This window comes from Streptomyces sp. HUAS MG56, assembly GCF_058673395.1.
Window position 1 is genome coordinate 1,002,305 of record NZ_CM178722.1, and the last position, 16,445, is coordinate 1,018,749.

21 protein-coding genes and 1 pseudogene are annotated in these 16,445 nt (G+C 69.3%); 9 read left to right on the plus strand and 13 right to left on the minus strand.

Features of this window, described 5'->3' with window-relative positions; all coding sequences use genetic code 11:
• Positions 1-13: 13 nt before the first annotated feature.
• From AC4OXY_RS05040 to AC4OXY_RS05075, 8 genes are all read right to left on the minus strand, one after another.
• Positions 14-475 carry an RICIN domain-containing protein gene (locus AC4OXY_RS05040; RefSeq protein WP_491993264.1) on the minus strand — a complete coding sequence of 154 codons (462 nt, stop codon included), beginning with the start codon at positions 473-475 and terminating at the stop codon, positions 14-16.
• Between the two features lie 203 nt (positions 476-678).
• The gene (locus tag AC4OXY_RS05045) at positions 679-2,247 is read right to left on the minus strand and encodes a carboxylesterase/lipase family protein (RefSeq protein WP_491993265.1); all 1,569 of its coding nucleotides are present in this window, start codon (positions 2,245-2,247) and stop codon (positions 679-681) included.
• A gap of 20 nt (positions 2,248-2,267) precedes the next feature.
• Complete coding sequence (locus AC4OXY_RS05050; RefSeq protein ID WP_491993266.1) at positions 2,268-2,906, minus strand: GOLPH3/VPS74 family protein; 639 nt, start codon at positions 2,904-2,906, stop codon at positions 2,268-2,270.
• Positions 2,907-3,018: 112 nt separating this feature from the next.
• Positions 3,019-3,678 carry a response regulator gene (locus AC4OXY_RS05055; protein WP_356027984.1) on the minus strand — a complete coding sequence of 220 codons (660 nt, stop codon included), beginning with the start codon at positions 3,676-3,678 and terminating at the stop codon, positions 3,019-3,021.
• A complete protein-coding gene (locus AC4OXY_RS05060; RefSeq protein ID WP_491993267.1) occupies positions 3,675-4,844 on the minus strand; it encodes a sensor histidine kinase in 1,170 nt (389 codons plus the stop codon). Before AC4OXY_RS05060 ends, AC4OXY_RS05055 begins: the two co-directional genes overlap by 4 nt.
• Positions 4,845-5,032: 188 nt before the next feature.
• Positions 5,033-5,695: a dihydrofolate reductase family protein gene (locus AC4OXY_RS05065; RefSeq protein ID WP_491993268.1), complete on the minus strand. Its 663-nt coding sequence runs from the start codon at positions 5,693-5,695 to the stop codon at positions 5,033-5,035.
• Between the two features lie 146 nt (positions 5,696-5,841).
• Positions 5,842-6,255: a VOC family protein gene (locus tag AC4OXY_RS05070; RefSeq protein ID WP_376292732.1), complete on the minus strand. Its 414-nt coding sequence runs from the start codon at positions 6,253-6,255 to the stop codon at positions 5,842-5,844.
• Entirely contained in the window at positions 6,252-6,836 is a 585-nt protein-coding gene (locus AC4OXY_RS05075) for a dihydrofolate reductase family protein (RefSeq protein WP_491993269.1), read from the minus strand. Before AC4OXY_RS05075 ends, AC4OXY_RS05070 begins: the two co-directional genes overlap by 4 nt.
• Positions 6,837-7,323: 487 nt before the next feature.
• Here AC4OXY_RS05075 and AC4OXY_RS05080 point away from each other — a divergent pair, with 487 nt between their 5' ends.
• The 3 genes from AC4OXY_RS05080 to AC4OXY_RS05090 all read left to right on the plus strand — a co-directional run bounded on the left by AC4OXY_RS05080 (position 7,324) and on the right by AC4OXY_RS05090 (position 8,809).
• Positions 7,324-7,608, plus strand: coding sequence for a hypothetical protein (locus tag AC4OXY_RS05080; RefSeq protein WP_362817357.1), 285 nt, complete (start codon positions 7,324-7,326; stop codon positions 7,606-7,608).
• Between the two features lie 316 nt (positions 7,609-7,924).
• A complete protein-coding gene (locus AC4OXY_RS05085) occupies positions 7,925-8,317 on the plus strand; it encodes a helix-turn-helix domain-containing protein (RefSeq protein ID WP_356027972.1) in 393 nt (130 codons plus the stop codon).
• Between the two features lie 81 nt (positions 8,318-8,398).
• Complete coding sequence (locus AC4OXY_RS05090) at positions 8,399-8,809, plus strand: VOC family protein (protein ID WP_356027970.1); 411 nt, start codon at positions 8,399-8,401, stop codon at positions 8,807-8,809.
• 211 nt (positions 8,810-9,020) lie between these two features.
• Here AC4OXY_RS05090 and AC4OXY_RS05095 read toward each other — a convergent pair whose 3' ends face one another.
• Genes AC4OXY_RS05095 through AC4OXY_RS05105 form a run of 3 tightly spaced genes read right to left on the minus strand, consistent with a single transcriptional unit; the run spans position 9,021 to position 10,629 of the window.
• Positions 9,021-9,455, minus strand: a complete 435-nt coding sequence (locus AC4OXY_RS05095) for a hypothetical protein (protein ID WP_491993270.1) — start codon at positions 9,453-9,455, stop codon at positions 9,021-9,023.
• Between the two features lies 1 nt (position 9,456).
• Entirely contained in the window at positions 9,457-9,807 is a 351-nt protein-coding gene (locus tag AC4OXY_RS05100) for a DUF6207 family protein (RefSeq protein WP_376292794.1), read from the minus strand.
• Between the two features lie 57 nt (positions 9,808-9,864).
• Entirely contained in the window at positions 9,865-10,629 is a 765-nt protein-coding gene (locus AC4OXY_RS05105; RefSeq protein WP_376292726.1) for a hypothetical protein, read from the minus strand.
• Between the two features lie 500 nt (positions 10,630-11,129).
• Here AC4OXY_RS05105 and AC4OXY_RS05110 point away from each other — a divergent pair, with 500 nt between their 5' ends.
• Positions 11,130-12,146, plus strand: a complete 1,017-nt coding sequence (locus AC4OXY_RS05110; RefSeq protein WP_491993271.1) for an SMP-30/gluconolactonase/LRE family protein — start codon at positions 11,130-11,132, stop codon at positions 12,144-12,146.
• Positions 12,147-12,501: 355 nt separating this feature from the next.
• Here the strand turns inward: AC4OXY_RS05110 and AC4OXY_RS05115 are convergent, their stop codons facing one another.
• On the minus strand, positions 12,502-13,089 hold the full coding sequence (locus AC4OXY_RS05115; protein WP_356027965.1) for an NADPH-dependent FMN reductase: 588 nt from the start codon (positions 13,087-13,089) through the stop codon (positions 12,502-12,504).
• 89 nt (positions 13,090-13,178) lie between these two features.
• On the opposite strand from AC4OXY_RS05115, the gene AC4OXY_RS05120 reads away from it, so the two are divergent.
• Both AC4OXY_RS05120 and AC4OXY_RS05125 read left to right on the plus strand, forming a co-directional pair.
• Positions 13,179-13,667: a MarR family winged helix-turn-helix transcriptional regulator gene (locus tag AC4OXY_RS05120; protein WP_356027963.1), complete on the plus strand. Its 489-nt coding sequence runs from the start codon at positions 13,179-13,181 to the stop codon at positions 13,665-13,667.
• A gap of 424 nt (positions 13,668-14,091) precedes the next feature.
• Positions 14,092-14,859 (plus strand): alpha/beta hydrolase family protein, encoded by a 768-nt coding sequence (locus tag AC4OXY_RS05125; RefSeq protein ID WP_362817345.1) that lies wholly within the window; start codon positions 14,092-14,094, stop codon positions 14,857-14,859.
• A gap of 58 nt (positions 14,860-14,917) precedes the next feature.
• Here the strand turns inward: AC4OXY_RS05125 and AC4OXY_RS05130 are convergent.
• Positions 14,918-15,257: pseudogene (locus AC4OXY_RS05130) on the minus strand (IS5/IS1182 family transposase); the annotation flags it as partial.
• A 104-nt stretch (positions 15,258-15,361) separates the two neighbouring features.
• Between AC4OXY_RS05130 and AC4OXY_RS05135 the strand changes: the two are divergent.
• Genes AC4OXY_RS05135 through AC4OXY_RS05145 form a run of 3 tightly spaced genes read left to right on the plus strand, consistent with a single transcriptional unit; the run spans position 15,362 to position 16,397 of the window.
• Complete coding sequence (locus AC4OXY_RS05135) at positions 15,362-15,490, plus strand: hypothetical protein (protein ID WP_356027960.1); 129 nt, start codon at positions 15,362-15,364, stop codon at positions 15,488-15,490.
• Positions 15,487-15,909 carry a hypothetical protein gene (locus AC4OXY_RS05140; RefSeq protein WP_376292719.1) on the plus strand — a complete coding sequence of 141 codons (423 nt, stop codon included), beginning with the start codon at positions 15,487-15,489 and terminating at the stop codon, positions 15,907-15,909. The genes AC4OXY_RS05135 and AC4OXY_RS05140 overlap by 4 nt, the downstream gene beginning before the upstream one ends.
• Entirely contained in the window at positions 15,849-16,397 is a 549-nt protein-coding gene (locus AC4OXY_RS05145) for a transposase (RefSeq protein WP_491993272.1), read from the plus strand. The genes AC4OXY_RS05140 and AC4OXY_RS05145 overlap by 61 nt, the downstream gene beginning before the upstream one ends.
• The last annotated feature ends 48 nt before the right edge of the window (positions 16,398-16,445 follow it).

Genomic DNA, 16,445 nt, shown 5'->3' on the forward strand with positions numbered 1-16,445 from the left:
CAGCCGCGTGCGGCTACCACGCCTGGTAGGACAAGCCATTGCACGGGAAAGTGCGCAGGTGCGCCTCAGGACTGTCGTCCAGACACCAACCCGTGGCCTGGTTCTTGAGCCTTAGTCCATTGTCGTAGGTGTGGTACCAGCTCTCCGCCTGCGAGGTGTCGCATCCGGCGTGGCCGACCCGTCCGCCCCCGAAGTGACGCAGGCACAGGCCGGTGGCTTGGCCCATCAGGCGCTCAGTGCCGTCGTTGAATTCGTGGTGGTAGATCTTCTGGTAGCCAGCCTCCCACGAGTCGTAATTGCACGGGAAAGCGCGCCAGTTGTACGAGTTGCTGTCGTCCAGGCACAGACCTGTATAGCCATTCACGTACTGGGTGTAGCTGTCGGCCTGCGCGGTTCCGGCTCCGATGGCAAGGGTCAGGCCCGTAGCCACCATGAGCGTTGCGGCGGTGCTGGTGATGCGGCTGAGTTTGCGCATGTCGCGCTGCCTCATTTCCTTAAGGTCGGCACGTAGCCCTGTTCGGACCCGGTGGGCGCTCGCCAGGCACAGTCATCGCTGGTGAGTCGGCGAACGGGTCTGGGCGGGGTGGCCGGTGTGGTGGCCGGTGAGGGCGGGTTTGTGGTGGGTCGCGGGCCAGTTGTGCGGTTGGGTGAGGTCCTCGACAGTGGTTGTCCCGGTGGTCACCCGAGGGCGTTCCAGAACGTGCAATGGTGGCGGGTCTGGGTGGTGCGTGTGGGGACGATGTGGTCGGGTGCCAGGGACAGTGTCGTCTGGCGGGACCAGCGCGGTGAGAACGGGCCGTTGGGGTCGGCGGTTCGGGCGAAGCGGGTCCAGTAGTCGATCATGGTGTTGGCCAGGCGGTGCTGCGCCGCGGTCAGGCTGCGGGGGCGGCCGCCGAGGTCGAACAGGTACGGCAGTTCGCTCGCGTGTGGTGCGCCGAGCGGGAACGGTGGCGTGCCGGGAGTGAGCGGCGGGGCATGCTGGTCGGCGAACTCGTAGCGCCAGACGGGCACCTGGGTGGCGAGGAGGGAGTCCGTGCGCGCGGTGGGACAGGCGAAGTCGGAGTCGCCGATGACCGCGCCGAAGACCGGGCCGCCGTCGGTGGGGTGCACCGGGTATACGCGGACGATCGCCTTCGCTTCCCCCGCGGCGGGGAAGAAGGTGGCTGCGACATCGGGCCAGGTGTCCGGGGTGACGGGGTGGCCGGCCCGGATGATCCCGGCGGCCCAGCTGTTGCCCTCGTCGTGGTTGTTGCCGAGGAGTACGGGCACGTGGTGAAAGCGACCGGCGGCGATGGCCGCCGCGGGGTCACGGGGCAGCAGAGACGTGGCGTATGCGGGCTGCTGGTCGGTGGTCTGGGCTTTGAGCAGGCGGGCGACGGGCACGCGCCGCAGGCAGTGCATGACGTCGTGGGCAGTGTTGCAGCCGACCTTCGCCGTGAGGTCCGCGCCCGCGGTACGCGCCGTGGACAGCGGGACGGAGGACGGGGCGAAGGGTCGGCCGACGCGGCCGGTGCACGGGCCGCTCTCGATGATCGCCCGGTCGAAGAGGCCCGCGGCGGCGGGTGAGGCGAGTTGGGCGCAGACGCTGTAGCCGCCGGCCGACTCGCCGGCCAGTGTGACGTTGTGCGCGTCGCCTCCGAAGGCGCCGATCTCGGCGCGGACCCAGCGCAGCGCCGCCTGCTGGTCGGCCAGGCCGAAGGTGCCGGAGCCGGGCAGTGCGCTGTGGGCGAGGAAACCGAGTGCTCCGAGGCGGTAGTTGACGGTGACGACCACGACACCGCCACGGGTGGCCATGCGGTGGGCGTCGTAGGAGGCGCCCGCTCCGGTGGTGAAGCCGCCGCCGTGCAGCCACACGATCACCGGACGGGGGTGTGCCGGTCGCGCGCCGTCGGGCGTGGTGACGTTCAGGCGGAGGCAGTCCTCGTCCGTGCTGCCGCCGGGCACCTCACCGGCCGGCTGCGGGCAGGCGTTCGAGGGACGGGTCGCGTCCCGGACCCCGTACCAGGGGGCGGCATGGTGGGGCGGTGCCCAGCGGAGCCTGCCGATCGTGGGTGCGGCGTAGGGGATGCCCTCGAAGGTGCGGTAGCCGTCGTGAGCGGCGCCCCGCACGAGGCCGTCGTGGGTGCGGACCGTCGTGGCGGCGGCATCGGGCCGGCCGGACTGCGTCGGCGGTTGTGCGGACCAGGCCGTCGCGAGGACGGCGGTCAGGCCACAGCATAGGGCGGTCAGGACGCGGCGCATGGTCATCGTCTCCCCGTTTCGTTCGGTCAGCTGCCGCCCATGCCGCCCTGGGCGGCGATCATGGTCGTCGGCAGGTCGCGTACCGCTTTCTCCAGGCCGGGCGCCAGGGCGGCGAGAGCTGTCGTGCAGGCATCGATTCGGGCCCGGTAGGTCTTGCGGTCCTGCCGGGAGACGACCGAGTGGACGCCGGCCGCCGCGGCCAGCGCCAGCAGCGCGGTGTCGGCGGCGGGGAGGCTCTGCACGGGCTCGTCCCCGCGCAGCGCCACGGACATGCGGGCGTGCAGGGCGGCGGGCACGGCGCGGTCGGTCAGGGTCAGCCGCCGGGTGCCGAAGGGGGTGCGGGGTTCCTTCACGGTGAGGACTCCGGCCGCCGTGAGGTGGTCCTCCACCTCCGTCAGGGTCCGCTTGCGGTGGGTGCGCGCGAGGTGCTTCCAGCCGTGGCCGCCGGCCGCGTCGTGCAGCACGCCGTCCAGGGCGGGGGCGCCGGTCGGTCGGGTGCCGAAGACGGTGACCGTGCCGTCGTCCTCCCGCAGCCGGCCGCGCAGGGCGAGGTCGACGAGGGCGGCGGCCCGGAGCAGCAACTGGGTCCGGGGGCGGTCGTAGGAGCCTTCGGCCGCGTCGTCGTAGGCGAGCAGATACATGAGGCAAGGCAGGTCGTCGATCACACGTCGACGCTACGGCCGGCCGCCCCGCCCGTGGATCGTCCGTGGGAGCGGTCCGGCACTGGGAACACAGGAGGATCGTGGCCCTGTCTCCTCCTTGAGGAGGAGGCAGGTGTCAGGGGCGGCGCGGCTGCACGAGGCCGTGGTCGTAGGCGGCGACGACGGCCTGGACGCGGTCGCGCAGGCCCAGTTTGCGCAGCACCGCGGTGACGTGGTTCTTGACCGTGGCCTCCGACAAGTGCAGCCGTTCGGCGATCTCGGCGTTGGACAGGGCCTGGCCGATCAGGGTGAGCACCTCCCGTTCGCGACCGGAGAGGTCCTGCAGGGAGGGCGGCGGTGCCGGGTCGGGCATGGTGCGCAGGAACCGGTCGAGGACGCGGCTGAGCACGGCGGGCGCCAGCAGCGCGTCGCCGCGCGCGGTGAGGCGGATCGCGTCGACGAGCTCGGTGGGTCGGATGTCCTTGAGCAGGAAGCCGCTCGCTCCGGCCCGCAGAGCGGCGACGACGTGCGCGTCCACGTCCCACGTGGTCAGCACGAGCACCTTGGCCGGGCTGCCGTACAGCGCGATCTGCCGGGTCGCCTCGATGCCGTCCACGACCGGCATGCGTACGTCCATCAGCACCACGTCGGGTACCAGCTCCCGGGTCAGCCGTACCGCCTCCTGGCCGTCGGACGCCTCACCGACCACCTCAAGGTCGTCCCGGGCATCGATGATCATGCGGAACCCGGTGCGGACCAACGCCTGGTCGTCGGCCACCACCACGCGCAGCGTCATGACCCGTCCCGCACGGGCAACTGCGCCGTCACCTCGAAGCCTCCTTCGGGCAACGGCCCGGCACGCAGGCTGCCGCCCACGAGCCGGGCACGCTCCTTCATCCCCACCAGCCCGCGACCCGCTCCCACCGTGGCCGGACCGCCTTGCCGGGTACGGCCGTTGTCGACCACAGTGACCTTCACGCACTCCCCTTCGGCCTTCACTCGCACGCTCACTTCGTCGGCACCGGCCGCATGGCGCACGGTGTTGGTGAGGGCCTCCTGGACGATCCGGTATGCCGCCAGGTCCACCGTGGCCGGCAGGGTGTCGGTTGCGCCCTCGCAGTGCACGTGCACGGTGATCCCGGTCGTACGCACGCTGTCGGCCAGCTCCTGCAGACGCGCGAGCGAGGGCTGCTGCCCCAACTCATCCCCAGCCGCGCCCGCCCCCTCGTCGGAATGGAAGGCCCGCAGCAGCAAGCGCAGTTCGCCCAGTGCCGAGCGGGCACCCGTTTCGATGGCCCGCAGCGCCTCACGCGCCTGTTCGGGCCGCTGGACGAACACGTCGTCGGCGGCGCCCGCCTGAATGACCATAACGGAGAGGGTGTGCGCCACGACGTCGTGCACCTCGCGCGCGATCCGCGCCCGCTCCTCGACCACAGCCCGGCGCGCCTCCGCCCGCATCCGGTCCTGCTGTGCCCTGCGCCACTGCCCCGCTGTCCACGCCAGAACCACCGCCAGCAGATAGACCGACGGCCCCGCGGCGCCGGCCGCCCCCAGCGCCAACGGCGCCGGCAGGCACATCACCGCCAGCGCCCACACCGACACCCGCCGCGGCCTGGTGGCCGACAGCACGCACAACGTGACCTGCGCGGCAAGCAGCGCCCCCGACAAGGACACCGCGGGCAGCAGAGCCCACACCGCAAGCCCCGTCAGCGCGTTGACGGCCAGTACGGCCATGGGCGCGCGTGTCTGCCACCGCAGGGCACATACCTGCGCGAGGACCAGGATCACGGTCACCGGCAGGCGCCGGCCGTGCTCCGCACCGGCGACGAGCACCGAGGTGCCCAGCACGCCGAGCACCAGACCTCCCGATCCCCACCACAACGCCCGGGCCGCCCGGGGCGACAGCCCGCCCCGGGCTTCTGCGGCGAGCGCGTGGTTCGGCTGCATGCTGATCGGCTCCACGCCCCGAGCCTATCCAGCAGCGCCGGCCGGGCCGTTTCAGCGAGGGGGCGCGCCGTGGCCTACGTGCTGTGCCGCTGGAGAAGAACCCCGTCGTTGCCCGAGCGGGAGCACGGCCGAGTGCTCCGAGGTGCGTGTCCAGGCAGACAGCCACCGCGACGGGGCACCGGCGGCCCAGGGCGTGTTCAAGTTCATGTCAGGTGCGGCATGTCGGCTCGCGGGGGAGTTTCCGGGTCAGGTTCGGCTGCTGGACCTGGTGCAGTGCACGGCTGTGCTGAACAGTGCAGGGTGGGCCGGTAGATGAGCTCTTGGGTGCGGCCGTCGAACATCCGGCTCTCGATCAGCTCAAGGTCGAAGTCGGCCGCGCCCTCGAAGATCAGGTCGGTCCCGGTCTGACCGCTGATCACAGGGAAGATCGTCACCTGAACGCGGTCGACGAGCCCTGCGGCCATCAGCGCCCGGTTCAACGACAGGCTGCCGTGCGAGCGCAACGGCACCTCGGACTCCTCCTTGAGCCGGGCGACGACGTCGACGGCGTCGCCAGCCACGACGGTCACGTCCGGCCCTGCGAAGGGTCCTGTGAGCGTCGTCGACACCACCGTTGTCGGCATGCTTCGCATCCGGGAGTTCACCGGATCGAGGTCGGCCTCTGGGATCGGGCCCAGCAGCTCCACGAACTGCCGAAAGGTGTTGGCCCCGAGAACCATCCGCTGCTCTTTGCTGATCACGGCAAGGCGGTTGTCAAGGAACTCAGGGCCCTGTTTTCCCCAGTAGCCGCCCCAGTCGCCGTCGGGGCCGTAGGAGCCGTAGCCGTCGAGGGTGGAAAAGACGTCCCAGGTGTAGACAGCCGTCATAGTGCTCTCCTCAAGTGCGGTTGATGGCGTGTCGTGGATACGGACCGAGTAATCGTCAAGACCTGTGGATGGGACGGCAATGCTGCCCCGCGTTGTGCCGCGGCCGCGCCGAGGGAGGCTTCGTCACTCCGGTCACCGTGCCCCCCTCAGGAGAAGTCTGCTGCGGTGATGCCGTCGGGATGTCCGGACGGCCACTCCACCAACTCGATCCGGTAACCATCCGGGTCCGTGAGCCACGACGTCTTCGGGCCGTGAGGACCGCCCGGATACTGGACATGCTCCGGCTCCAGGCCGGCTTCGGTCAGCGTCTCCAGGGTGGTGGCCAGCGTTTCCACCTGGATCGCGAGGTGGTCGAAACCGCTGCCCACGTCGACCGGTCCGTCGCCGGGGCGATGGACCAGTTCGAGCGAGGCCACCGGTTCGTCGGGGAACTTGAGGATCACGAGGCGGGCCCCGTCGCCGCCCTCGATCCTGCCCAGTTCGACGTAGCCCAAGGCGGTGTAGAAACCGAGCGAGCGGTCCAGGTCGGTGACGCGGTAGGAGACGAAGAGCGTCTTCACGCGACCTCCTCGGGTCGATACACCCGGTAGCGGAGATGCGTAACGTCTCGATCCTCAAGCCGTCGGACGAGGTCGAGTTCGATGTGATCGGTACCCAGGTGGTCGAACAGCCGTCGACCGTCCCCGAGGAGGACCGGCACCAGGTGGATCTCCATCTCGTCCACCTGCCCGGCGCGGAGGAGTGCTTGGGCCGCCCCCGCCCCATGGACCATAGCCGGCCGGTCCCCTGCGGCTGAGCGAGCCTGACGGGCGCAGTCCTCGACATCGGTGACGAAAAGCGCGTGGTCGGGTGGCACGTTCCCGTCATCCACCTGGTGGGTGAGGACGAAGATCGGCACGCCGTCGTGGTGATCGCCCTGCCAGCGCCCGGCGAGTTCGAAGGTCCGACGGCCAGAGATCACCGCGCCGGTCGCCCGCGCCTCGCGGTAGACCCGGCCGCTCGGACCGTCGGACTCCCGGTCGTCGAGCCAGTTGAAGAGCCGTCCCCCGTCGCGTCCGAGCTCCTGCCCCGGCCGATCGTCCGGGCCGGCGATATAGCCGTCGAGCGACATCGACATGTACAGCCGAATCGGATTGTTCATCCTGGCCTCCCTCTCTCCTCCATGACACCGGGACCCGGCGTTTCCTGATCCGCCGACGGGGCGGGCTATCACGAGGAAGACTTCAGGCAACCGGCAAACTCATCGGCCCGACGCGCCCGGCCTGATGCCCGGCTGAGGGGCAGGAGTCATGCCCCGTGGATCAATTGCGGTCGTTCAGGCCGCGTGGCCCTCGGAGCGTTCGACGGGGTGGCCGCGCTCGAAGCGGACTCCGGCATGAACCAGGGCGGCGAGGTGGGGTGCGTTCACCGCCCGCTACCGCTGCTGGGCTGACTCGGCGAGAGCCGGTGGCCTCGCAGTGGCCGCCTCAGCCGCCGTTCCCCTGTCGGTGTCCACGCCTGCGTTGGCAGCCGGTCTCATCCCCATCCGGCTGGCAGGGCCGACCGGTCCCCTGCCGGTGGGCGCGGTAGAACTGCATCTGGTGGACCCGTCTCGGTCCGACCCTTGGTCGGGGCGGACGCGCGAGGTGATGGTGACCGTGACCTGTCCGGCCGCCGACGTGCGTGACCGCGCGCTGTTGCCATGGCTGCCGACGGGCGCCGAGCGGGCCCTGAAGGCCCGCTTCGGAGGCGCGGTGGACGATTACGCGCTCCCGCAGACCCACAGCGCGGACCGCGCGCCGGTCCGGCAGGGCCGCCGGCCGGTGTTGCTCCACTCGCCGGGCTGTCAGTCGGATCGCACGTTCAACACGCTGCTCGTCGAGGAACTGGCGTCCCTGGGGCTACGTCGTGGTCGCGGTCGACCATCCCTATGACTCGGGCGAGGTGGAGTTCCCTGACGGCCGAATGGTGCTCACCCGCTCCGCCCCGAGCGCGGACGCCGTCGCGGTGCGCGTCGCCGGCCTGCGCTGTGTGCTGGACCAAGTGGCCGTCCTGGACAGGGGCGGCACAACCCCGACGCCGAACGGCGGCCGCTCCCGCGCGGCCTGCGCGGGCTCTTGGCTCTCGGCCGGTTCGGTGTCTTCGGCCACTCCCCCGGCGGTGCCTCCGCGGCGGCCTTGATGGACCTGGACCGGCGGGTGCCGGCCGGCGTCGATGACAGACGACGGAGAGGCGTGGTGTGATGGCGCCGTGAGTCGCACCGTGGAATCGACCAATCGCCGCATGCTGCGGGCACGGGACGTGATGGACCGCCTCTACGCGCAGCAACTGGACGTACCGGCCCTGGCCCGGATCGCCCATGTGTCCGAGGCGCACTTCACGCGCACCTTCCGGGCCACGTTCGGCGAGACGCCCCACCGCTACCTGCAGCGTCGCAGGGTGGAGCGTGCGATGTCCCTGCTGCGGGAGACCGACCGCAGCGTGACGGACATCTGCTTCGCGGTCGGCTTCACCAGCCCGGGAACCTTCAGCCGCACCTTCCGCACCGTCGTCGGCCTGTCACCGCGGGCGTACCGCAGACAAGTGGCGGCCACGGACGTACCGACGTGCTTCACGATGGCGTGGCTGCGGCCGCGCGCCTGACCGTCCGCGTTACGGGCACCGTCCGTCGACTGAGCAGTTTTGGATAAGTTTTCGTCCGGCTCGCCCACTAGCGTGATGCACATGTTCAACGCCATCACACACTCGCAGATCTACGTCCTCGACCAGAACGAGGCCCTCGACTTCTATGTCGGCAAGCTCGGCCTGGAGGTCAACGCCGACGTCGACCTGGGCTTCATGCGCTGGCTGACGGTCAGCATCCCCGCTCACCCCGACCGCCAGATCCTGCTGGAGCGACCGGGCCCTCCGGCGCTGTCCGAGGAGACGGCGCAGCAGGTCCGCGAGCTGATCACCAAGGGCGCAATGGGCGGCTCGCTCATCTTCAGCACCGACGACTGCCGCAAGACGTACGAGACGCTGCGCGACCGGGGCGTGGAGTTCACCGAGGAACCCACCGAGCGTCCGTACGGAATCGACTGCGCCCTGCGCGACCCCTTCGGCAACAGCATCCGCTTCACGCAGCCGAAAGCCTGAGGGCCGTCCCCGCCAGGGCCGACGTCACCAGCACCTGGATACGTAGTCCCCCGGCTGGGACCTGCTCCGGGTCGCCCCCCGGCACGGCCGGTGCGCAGGGCCGTGGGCGACTCTGTCGCCGGGCCGGGCGAGGAACGCGAAGACGAAGAACCCCTCGATGAGGACGGGAAGATCTGGTCCGGGGCGGTGTGGAGTCCGGCGACCCGGGGGGCTACGTCGGAAGCGCCCCGTCGCCCCGCAACGTCGCCCAGGCCCTGCGGGAGCAGCCGCCGCCGGCACCCGTCGACGCCCAGGTCGCACCGTCGTTGAGCAGCGCAATCCCCATGTGGCGGGCCCCGGGGACGTCACACCACATTCCCCGGCGCCCGTGGTACGTGCGCGGCCAGGTTCCGTACCGGACGCAGCCGGCACGCAATCCCTCAGACATCCTGGTGTCCCAGGCACCGGCTCTGGTGGCGCCGGTGGTCAGTGCGCCACACAGGACGCTGCGGCCGCCTTTGACCACTACGCCCAGTCGGTCCCGGTCTCCCGTTACCCAATGCCGGTTGACCTGGTTCGACAGGTTGTAAGTGCCATAGCGGTAGCACGAATTGGTGATGCCGGGCGCGCCGATATTGTCGTGGACGCCTTCGGCCCAGATGCACACGTCAGCACCATAGTGCCTGTCGCAGGGCACGTGAGGGCTCCGTATCCAGGCGGTTACGCGGTGGGCCGGGTGTGGCGGGTCTACGGCACGAGGTACGGGTGAACGCGGATGGGTGTTCAGCGCGTAAGGACAGCGCAGAGCCCGTGGGGCGGCAGGGACACCGCCCCACGGGTGGTGCGGCTCTACCGGATGTGGCCGGGCTCATCGGCTGGCGCAGGTCCAGGTAGCAACGCAGCCGTACGCCGGGCTCGCCCTCGTCGTGGGTAGTGTGCTGTGCGGAAGATGTCGCCGCCGATCGGCGAGCAGCTGCTGGAACGCGAGCGGTTACGTCGTTGGCGGCCGCGACTCCGATGGACTACGAAGTGATCAGCAAGCGGGCTGATCGTCCAAGCTGATCGCCTGCGGCGAGTCATATCGCGTTGATCGCCGCGGGCGCTCGCTCCAATCGGGCCAATGCTCTCAGCAACGCGGCTTGGCCATGCCGCCGGGCAGCGAGACGAGCCAACAGCACAAGCACCAGATCGAAAGCTTCCTCCGGGAGCTCTTGGACGGCCAGCCCCACGCTGACAGCGAGATCGTCCATATGCACGGCGAGCTCCAACATCCGGGTGACCAGAAAATCATCGAGACGCAATGCCCATCCCGTCTGCGGCATGAACACGGGCTGGTCGCCTGCACACTCCGCGAGCTTGGTCCGCTGCTCTACGAACGAGGTACGGGCAAGCTCTGCCAACCACAACGACCCCTGGGACGCGATTCCCTCCCCCTTCGCCCGGATGCCGGCGTTGACCTCCCCGTCGAGAGGCGTATCGATCCAGGCAGCTCGGGCGTAATGTTCCAGCAGGGGGATCGGCACCTCTTGGGCAGGGGCCTCCTGCAGGGCCGAGTTGGCGCCGACTTGCAGGGCAGAACTGACACTTAAGATCTGATAGGCGAGATGTCCGGCCAAGCCGCCGACCGTCATCTTGGCCAACGCACTGGGCTGCTCCCACGCCGTGGCAACCTCCGGCGCCTCCAACAGTGCTACCCCCTGCCCCGCGGCGCCCAGGTAGGCCTCTACAACGCTCATCCAGTCCTCCGTGATCGAAATCCCCGACATTTTTAGTTCAGTCAACAGGAAGTCGACGACGACCGGGCCCGGCTCGCTCACATGCATGTCGTGGATCGGGTCCATGCACGGCACTACGACCCGGCGTCCAGGGGAAGTTCGGCCCGTATGGTGTCTTCGCCCGGCCGAGGAGAGGGCGATCAGGGGATGTCGCCATCCCGGTCCCAGCAGGCCGGGTTGCCCGGGCGCGGGTCGTACAGCGCCCGGCCGCCGGGACCGAACTGCCCAAGCTCGGTCCGTGGAAGACGTAGGTGTCGATCTCGCCCGGCGTCCAACCGGTGATGTCGAGCAGCACCTGCTCGATGAGCCGGAGCGGTCGAGCGGACGCTGGAGCTGGTAGGCGGAGACGCCCCAGTAGTCAAGGCTGTCGCGGCTGTTACCGGCTGAACCCCCTACCCCGGTCCCGTGAGCAGTCAGCTCGGCCAAGCGGCCAGGCATCTTGCGAGAATCGGCCCGTCGAGGGTTCCCGGGTAACCGTAGGCGCCGTTGGCCCGATTTCCCCAGGTGCGTTCCGGCGGTTTCCTGTAATCTGCCAGCACCTGCGAACGCTGGCCCATACTGGCGCCGTGACTGTGACCCGCCGCCTCATCTCGCCTCGCCGCTGGACCCCGCCCCCGGCCCCTGACGACGCAGGGCGCAGCCCTGTCACGGGCCGCTTCTCCATCGCCCGCCGACTCGCGAGCGGCGGCCACGGTCCCGAAGACGTGATCTTCGACCGGCAGGGCCGCGTACTCGCCGGTCTCGGCGACGGCAGCGTCATTCGCCTCAACCTCGCCAGCGGCGCACGCACCGTGCTGGGCAACACCGGCGGCCGGCCTCTGGGACTCCAACTGTCCGGCGACGGCAGCGTCCTGGTCTGCGACCACGACCGCGGACTGCTGCGCATGGGGGCCGACGGATCGGTCGACGTCCTCGTCGACACCGTCGCCGGTAAGCCGCTCACCTTCGCCAGCAATGTGGTCGAAAGCCGGGACGGAACCGTCTGGTTCACCGTCTCCACCCGTCGCTGGGACCTTGAACACCATCTCGGCGACATCGTCGAACACTCCTGCACAGGCATGCTCGTCCGACGCGACCCCGACAACACCGTCACTGTTCTGCGCGACAGTCTCAAGTTCGCCAACGGCCTCGTGCTCGCCCCGGACGAGTCCTACCTGCTCGTGGCCGAGACCGCCGGCTATCGGGTGAGCCGCTACTGGCTCACCGGCCCGAAGGCCGACACCGTCGAACCATTCGCCGAGAACCTCGCCGGCACGCCCGACAACATGAGTCTGGGCAGCGACGGACTCGTGTGGGTGGCGATCGCCGCGCCCCGCAACGCACTCCTCGACAAGCTGCTCCCCCGGCCGGGATTCCTGCGGATCCTGCTGTGGAACCTGCCCGAGGCTGTACGCCCCAAGCCCACCCCCCTCGCCTGGGTCATGGCCTTCGACCTCTCCGGCCGCCTCGTCCACGACCTACGCACGGACGAAGTCGACTACGGCTTCGTAACCAGCGTCGCCGAGCATCGCGGAACGGTGGTCGCCGGCAGCCTCCACGAGGACGACATCGTCATGCTCGCCCACACCGACGCGAGTCGCTGACCACGCCAGAGACCAGGGCGAAGGACACTCCCGCCACCGGCTTCCCCCTGGCAGTGCGCCCTCGCCTACCAGCGCTCCCTCCATCTGGCGGGACTCGCCAACTGAGCCGCTCATGAAGCCCGCTGCCGAAGTTCACCACGGACCCGGCCCGGAGCGCGGCCTTGGTGGAGTCCGCCGCCGGGACCTTGACCAGGTCGGCGGCCGGGTCTGGACCGTCGGCCATGGCCCGTAGTGTTCCGGCAGGTTGCGCCGCCGACGGCCGGGTCCGTCGGCGCCCGGCGGCAGGGGCTGCGCCTGCCGTACAGCGTCCGTCAGCTCGCCACGTCCTGCCACGTGATCGGCCACGAACTTGGCCTCATGCAGCCGCAGCCGTCTGTGTCTTGGCCTGGCGCACCCCGCGCAGCGCGCCGGACCAGGCGATCACCTGATCGAGCATGCCGCCCAGGGCAGTGTCGAGGCCCTCCTGGGGCGCGAAGGTGCCGGTGTGGAACGAGGGGTGTGTCGAGATGGTGGGCTGGGCGCGGACCGTGGCCACCTGGAGTTCGGCGAGGACGAGCCGCAGCGCTTCGGCGGCTCGGGCCCCGGCGACCCAGCCCCCGTAGCTGATGATGCCTGCGGCCTTGTCGTTCCACTCCCGGTAGACGTAGTCCAGGGCGTTCTTCAGGGCTCCGGGATAGGAGTGGTTGTACTCGGGGACGAGGAACACGTAGCCGTCGAAGCTGTCGATGAGGGCGCCCCAGGTGCGGGTGTGGTCGTGCTGGTACTCCTGGAGGTTCGGGTTGCCGGGCTCGTCGAGGTTGCCGAGGTTGTGGTCAGCGAGGTCGATGAGTTCGTAGTCGGCGCCGCCGTGGGCACGGGCGGTCTCCAGTGCCCAGGCGGCGATCTGGTCGCCGCGACGTCCGGGGCGGGTGCTTCCGAGGATGAGTGCGATGCGAAGTGTCATGGTCTCCCCTTCCGGAAGAGTTGATACGTCAACTCTAGATTGGAGAGTGTTGATGTGACAACTCTGCTGGTCGCGGTATCCTCGGCGGTATGAAGGAGACTCGACCGCTGGAACCCGAGGAGTGGGAGTTCTGGGATACCTGGATGCGGGCGCAGCGCCTGCTCACCAGGGAGCTGGAGCGTGGTCTGCAGCGTGACTGCGACATCTCGAAGGCCGAGTTCAGCGTGCTGGTGACACTGTGGCAGGCGGCCGGCCGCGAGATGCGTGTAGGCGAGCTCTCCGAGGCGCTCGACTGGGACAAGAGCCGCGTCTCACATCAGCTGACGCGCATGGAAAAACGCGGCTTCGTCAATCGCACCCGGTACGGGGCCGATGGTCGCCGTGCGGGGATCGGACTGACCACCGAGGGCCGCCGCGCCGCCCAGAACGCCATCCTCGTGCACGGCGGCAACATCCGCCGCCACTTCCTCGACTCACTGACCCCCGAGCAGACATCAGTCATCCGGGCATGGAGCGAACAAGCAGCCGAACGCCTCCAGTCCCACCGCAGCGAGACAGCCGGCGACGGCGCGTCCTAGACCGCGCCCCACATCACCCTCACAGACGCCGCCGATACCGCACTGGACATGTCAGACAGCTTCTGGCGGGCCTCCCTCGGCCTTGCTTCGCCCAGACCAAGGCCGACTGGGCGCGGGAGGCCATACGGAGCCAATGATCGGAGTGTCCTCGCAGCGCGGGGGCGGAGCAATCTTCCCGAACACCACGGGTGCGGTGGAGCCAGCCGATCAGGGCGTGTCTGGAGTCCTGATGACCCAGCGGGAAAAGGGTTGAAGAGATGATCATCGGGCTGGTAGCTTTCAGTCGCCCGTGACACCGCCCCAGGAGGTGAGACCCATGAACGCTGTATCGACGTGGGTGCTCTCCCTTACCGTCACGGTCGGCGACTGACGTAGGTGTCGCCGGGAGCGCCTCGCCAACAAGCACTCCCGAAGGGCAACACCTATGCACTCTCTGCAGTTCACCGCCGAGTTGCCGTCGAACGGCATGCTCGAACGCGACTTCACCGTGGGCGACGTCCCCGGCGTCCTCTGGTCGCCGACCTCCGATGCGGCCGATCGCGCGCCCCTGGTTCTGATGGCCCACGGCGGCGGCAACCACAAGAAGCACCCGGCGATGTCCGGCCGCGCCCGACTCCTCGTGACCGGCTGTGGCTTCCACGTCGCCGTCATCGACGCGCCCGGTCACGGCGACCGGCCGCGCACGGCACACGACGAGGCGGAAGTCGCCGAGCTGTTCCGGGCGAGGGCGGCGGGCGAACCGGAAGGCCCGATCGTCGTGCGCTACAACGACCACCTGGCGGAGCTCGCCGTACCCGAGTACCAGGCGACCCTGGACGCCCTCCAGGAACTCCCGGAGATCGGCCCCAACGGACAGGTCGGCTTCTGGGGCATCAACATGGGCACCGCGATTGGCATACCGTTCGTGGCGATCGAACCCAGGATCACGGCCGCGGTCTTCGGTCAGCACTGGCCCGACGTCCTGGCCGAGAAGGCGAAGCAGATCACCATCCCGATCGAGTTCGACATGCAGTGGGACGACGAGCACATCTCGCGACAGGAGGGTCTCGCGCTGTTCGACGCCTTCGCCTCGAAGGAGAAGTCGTTGCACGTGAACTCGGGCAAGCACAAGGAATTGCCCCGGTTCGAGGCCGACAGCGCGGTCCGGTTCTTCGCCCGGCACCTCGGCCGACCGATTACCTCGCCGGTCTGACGTGCGCGGTGGCGGCGTCCGGCTTGCCAGCCAGGCGCCGCGACCACGGCCCCGGGTTGAGGCTGTGCATCCAGATGATGGATCCACGTAGTTGGTGCCCCGCCGTGCAGCTCGCGGGCGTCTTGTCGTACCGCCTGGCCAGGACCCGCCATCTTGTTGATGCAGCGTTCCGCCGTGTTGCGCTCCTTGTACTGCTCGGCGCCATGGACCACCAGTCGACAGCCATCCCGGACGCACTTCTTGCGATTCGCAGCCTGATCGGCCTTCTCCTGGATGACCGCTTTGATCTCGCGTCTGCGCAGGTGTGCACGGTTCGCCCGCGAGGGCTACGCCTTATCGGCAGCCACCGCGTCCGGTCTGGTGCACGGACGGTCCACCGGTCCGCGCACCTTGACCTTGTCCTGATGCTGGTGAACCCGGCCCGCCTCAAGGGCATCCGAGGGCACATGAGCGATCCCAGCGATGCCGCGTTGCTGGCCGGGCCGGCGCCTCGGGCATGGTCATGGGCTCCTTCGTGCCCGAGCGGGAGATCCGCGAGCTGCGCGGCCTGACCCGCCGCTGCACCGAACTGGTCACCACCTGCGGGCAGGAGGCCCAGCGCCTGGAGAAGGAACTGGAGGACACGGGATGAAGCTTTCCTCGGTGCTCTCCGACATCACCGGAGCCGACGGCCGGGCCATTCTGGGCACGCTCATCAACGGTGAGCGCGATCCCGGGACACTCGCCGAACTCGCCGTCCGCCGGGGCCGCAGCAAGGTCCCGGCGCTGATCGATGCCCTGTACGGACAGGTCACCGACCACCACGCGTTCATGTGCCGCCACTACCTGGAGAAGACCGACCGCCTCACTTCCGCGGCCGACCGGATTGACGCCCGGATCACCGCGCTCCTCGCCCGCCTAGGGCACGATCAGAACGTGGCCGACCTCGACACCATCCCGGCATCAGCCCCGCAGCCGCCCAGATCGTCATCGCCGAGACCGGCGGTGACATGGCGCAGTTCGCCACCGCCGGGCACCTCGCCTGCTGGATCGAGGTCTGTCCGGGGATGAACGAATCTGCCGGTGTCAACAAGTCCGGCCGCACCCGGCAGGGCAGCAACCACAAGCGCGTACTGGGCGTTGCCGCGATGGCGGCGATCCGGAACAAGGACTGCTACCTCAGCGCCTACTACCGGCGCGTCGCCACCTGGCGTGGCCGGCGGCGGGCCCAGGTCGCCGTGATACACAAGACCGCCATCGCGATCTGGCACATCCTCCGCAACAAGACCACCGACCAGGACCTGGGAGCCGACTACTTCACCCGACGCGACCCCGAACGCGCCATCCGACGCATGACCAAGGAAGCCAACCGCCTCGGTCTCACCGTCCGCCTTCGACTCCGTCCCCACAGCCTGACCCGCACACACTCTATTTTTCGTGTCAGCGTCACGCACTCACGGTCAATGCCGCAACAGCCAGACACCCTTGGGGGCGGATCAGTTCACCTCATTGAGTTGAGCCTCCTCGGCTCGCCTGCGTCAGCCCAGGCGGACCTGTGAGAGTCCGGTTTGGCCGGGGAGTCGAGTGGGGGTGCCGTGCTGGTACGA